We start from the raw sequence: 3,628 nt of genomic DNA, 5'->3' as shown, positions 1-3,628 counted from the left end.
GCGCAGCGAAGCAATCCAGAGCAGTCTTACACCGCCCTGGATTGCTTCGCTTCGCTCGCAATGACGAAGGGTTGGGTCATCGCGCTTCAGGCGGGACGACGAAGCCCTCAACGCGCGCCCAGGTCGCCCTTGCCGATCGTCCCGCTGGCCATCTCCAGCATGCGGTCGAGGCTCTTCTTCGCCGCCAGACGCAGCGGTTCCTCGATCTCCACGCGCGGGGACAGGTCGCGCAGCGCGATGTACAGCTTCTCGAGGTTGTTGAGCGCCATGTAGGGGCAGATGTTGCAGTTGCAGTTGCCGTCCGCACCGGGCGCGCCGATGAAGGTCTTGTTCGGGATCGAGAGCTGCATCTGGTGGATGATGTGCGGCTCGGTCGCCACGATCAGCGTGTCGCCGGGCATGGTCTTCGCATACTGCAGGATGCCACTGGTCGAGCCGACGTAGTCCGCATGATCGACGATGTGCGGCGGGCATTCAGGGTGCGCGGCGATCGGCGCATTGGGATGCTCGGCGCGCAGTTTCAGCAGTTCGGTCTCGCTGAACGCCTCGTGCACGATGCACACGCCCGGCCACAGCAGCATCTCGCGGTTGAACTTGCGCGCGAGGTAGCCGCCGAGGTGACGGTCGGGGCCGAAGATGATCTTCTGGTCGAGCGGGATCTGCTGCAGGATCGTCTCGGCGCTGGAGCTGGTGACGATGACGTCGGACAGCGCCTTAACCTCGGTCGAACAGTTGATGTAGGTCAGCGCGATGTGATCGGGGTGCGCCTCGCGGAACGCCTTGAACTTCTCCGGCGGGCACGAGTCTTCCAGGCTGCACCCGGCGTTGAGATCGGGCAGCACGACGATCTTGTTCGGCGAGAGGATCTTGGCGGTGTCGGCCATGAACTTCACGCCGCAAAAGGCGATGACGTCAGCATCGGTTTCCGCCGCCTTGCGGCTCAGTTCGAGGCTGTCGCCCACGAAGTCGGCAAGGTCCTGAAGCTCGGGCTTCTGGTAGTAATGGGCGAGGATGACCGCATTGCGCTCCTTGCGCAGGCGCTCGATCTCGGCGCGCACGTCGATGCCTGAGAGGTCGGCGGGCATTACGGTCATGGTCGTTCCTGTACATCCTCGCCCGAACCTTGCTGCGGGCGGGGTCTATCTAGGGATGGGAAGGCGCGGACCCAAGCGGAATTTTCGCAGATCGCGGCCGTCGCTTGATCCTCCCTGTCGCGTAGCGATGGGGAGGTGGCAGCCCGTAGGGCTGACGGAGGGGGCTCTCTCCCTCCACCACCCGCTATGCGGGCGGTCCCCCTCCCCATCGCTGCGCGACAGGGAGGACAGCAGGACATCTATCCCGCGAATTGCGCCGCGAATGCGACCCACGGCGGTGTGATCGCCAGCAGCTCGACAAGGACATGCGCCAGCACCACCGCCAGCGCGACGGTCACGGTGGCAGGATGTATGCGGCCTATCGTGCGCCGGTCGTGCCGCACGATCAGCGCGACCATGCCAAGCTGGATCGCCATCGACAGCCACTCGCCCCAGGGCATGATGAAAGGCATCGGCAGGACCCGGCCGAGCGCAGGGTCCATGATGAGGATGGTGGAGCCCAGGATCAGCCGCTTGTGCCAGTCCGCACGGCCGCGCAGCGCAACGGCGCCGCCGACCATCATCACGAAGATCAGCATCGAGACATGGATCAGCGCGAGGAAATAAGCCGGCGGGAAGAACGGAGGGAACATGCCGGTGCGAAGCCCGGCGAAGCAGGTCAGGCTGGTCAGCACGGCGATGGTGGGTAGCATGACTGCACTCGCCCAGCCGAGCCGTCGGTGCAGTTCCAGCCCACTGCCGTTGCCCAGCAGCGCCTGCGTCGTCACGAGGGCGAGCCAGCCGAGCATGACCACGCCATGGACATGAAAGATTACCGGCACTTGCGTAACGGGCACGAAGCCGCGCAGACCGAATTGTGCAAAGGCGAAGACGATGAACAGGCTGAGCCCGATCGTCATCTTCGCCCAGAACGAGGCGCGCGAAACCTGCGCTGCGGCTGCGGTTGCCATGAATTTGCCTCCACCCGTGATGGTGGCGGATAGTAATGCATGGCGGGTTGTACGGCGAATACTTGTCGACGAACGCCTAATTCGCGGCGATCAGCGTCCATTCATCTTCATTGCGCATTGTAATGCCGCGTTTTTCAAGATCGAGAAGATGGGCCAATACCGAACGCCCGGCGGCGGGCCAGAGCCTTTCGTCGACGCCCTTGTACATCAGCGGCACCATCGCGGCGATGGTGGTCACCCCCGATTCGATCTGGCGCAGGATCTGCCGCTCGCGCTGGCGGCGGTGGCCGATCATCCCGCGCACGAGCTGGCGCGGCTTTGTCACTTCCGGGCCGTGGGCGGGGTAGTAGACCACGTCCTGCTCGCGCTCGTAGAGGCGGGCGAGGCTTTCCATGTAGGCGGTCATGTCGCCGTCGGGCGGGGAGACGACGCTGGTGGACCAGCCCATGACATGATCGCCGGTGAACAGCGCGCCGGTTTCCTCAAGCGCGAAGCACAAGTGGTTGGAGGTATGGCCCGGCGTCGTCAACGCGCGCAGGGTCCAGCCTTTGCCGGTCAGCGCCTCGCCGTCGGCCAGCACCCGGTCGGGCGCGTAGTTGGCATCGAACGACGCGTCGGCGCGCGGGCCGTCGTCGCTCAGAACCAGCGGCGCGCAGCCGACGATCGGCGCGCCGGTCAGCGCGGCGAGGGGGGCAGCGGCGGGCGAGTGGTCGCGGTGGGTATGAGTGCAGCAGATCGCCACGACCTTGTCCCCGCCGATCGCCGCCATCAGCGCGCCCAGATGCTCGGCCTCGTCCGGGCCGGGATCGATGACGGCCACTTCGCCATCGGCGCCTACCAGATACGTCTGGGTGCCGGTGAAAGTGAAGGGCGAGGGGTTGCGCGCCAGCACCCGGCGGACCAGCGGGCCGATGGTTTCGGCCACCGTGTAGGGCCGGTCGATCTCTGCAGCAGCGTTCATGGGCGCGATATGGGGTGGATGAAGCGCCGTGTCGACCTTGAGGGCGGTTATGGCACCGCCGAGTGCCGTTAGGTGCCGGTCGCAACCTCCGTCTCGATGCGCTCACGCAAGTGCTCGATCGCGCCGAAAGCCGCAGGTGTGGTCAGCCGCCAGAACTGGTCAAGGCGTAGCAGGCGGTCGTAGAACAGGCGCGTCGCCTCGACGAGTCGGGCGGTGGCGGGCTCCAGCAGAAGGGCATGCGCAGGGTCCGACTGGCGCATCGCTGGCGACAGGCGGCCATGGCGGCGTAGCTGCAAGTCACTGATCTCGCCGATGAAATAAGCGCGGTGGTTAAGTAGCCAGGCGATCGCGTGCATCATCCGCGTGGTGGTGCGCAGCCCTTCGCTGGAGAGGGCGACACGGCCGGGATCTCCGTCGATCCGCCCGGACAAGGTGAACGCCGCGCGCACCTCGTCGGACAGGACGAGCGCCTCGCAGTAGAGCGCCTCGACGATGCGCGGATTGATGGTCGCCGGTTTCGACATGGCCCTTCGTATTTCTTACCGCCGAATCGGCGGCAAGCGGGGCGAGTCGATAATCCCGGGCAAATATCGCGCTGTCCCTGAACGGCACGGCGGGAGGGT

The 3,628-nt window shown here is 65.6% G+C and carries 4 protein-coding genes; all 4 read right to left on the bottom strand.

Annotated features, from left to right (window positions below; all coding sequences use genetic code 11):
• Window positions 1-107: 107 nt before the first annotated feature.
• A complete protein-coding gene (nadA, locus tag ACYPYD_RS19870; protein ID WP_008833588.1) occupies window positions 108-1,094 on the bottom strand; it encodes a quinolinate synthase NadA in 987 nt (328 codons plus the stop codon).
• Window positions 1,095-1,333: 239 nt separating this feature from the next.
• The gene (locus tag ACYPYD_RS19865; RefSeq protein WP_459665029.1) at window positions 1,334-2,044 is read right to left on the bottom strand and encodes a hypothetical protein; all 711 of its coding nucleotides are present in this window, start codon (window positions 2,042-2,044) and stop codon (window positions 1,334-1,336) included.
• Window positions 2,045-2,120: 76 nt separating this feature from the next.
• Window positions 2,121-3,005 (bottom strand): MBL fold metallo-hydrolase, encoded by an 885-nt coding sequence (locus ACYPYD_RS19860; protein ID WP_459665027.1) that lies wholly within the window; start codon window positions 3,003-3,005, stop codon window positions 2,121-2,123.
• A gap of 68 nt (window positions 3,006-3,073) precedes the next feature.
• Complete coding sequence (locus ACYPYD_RS19855) at window positions 3,074-3,529, bottom strand: DUF1465 family protein (protein ID WP_459665026.1); 456 nt, start codon at window positions 3,527-3,529, stop codon at window positions 3,074-3,076.
• Window positions 3,530-3,628 lie beyond the last annotated feature (99 nt).

It is taken from the genome of Novosphingobium sp. 11B (genome assembly GCF_054589055.1).
Note: the sequence above shows the minus strand (reverse complement) of the source record. Positions and strands in the feature narration are given on the sequence as shown.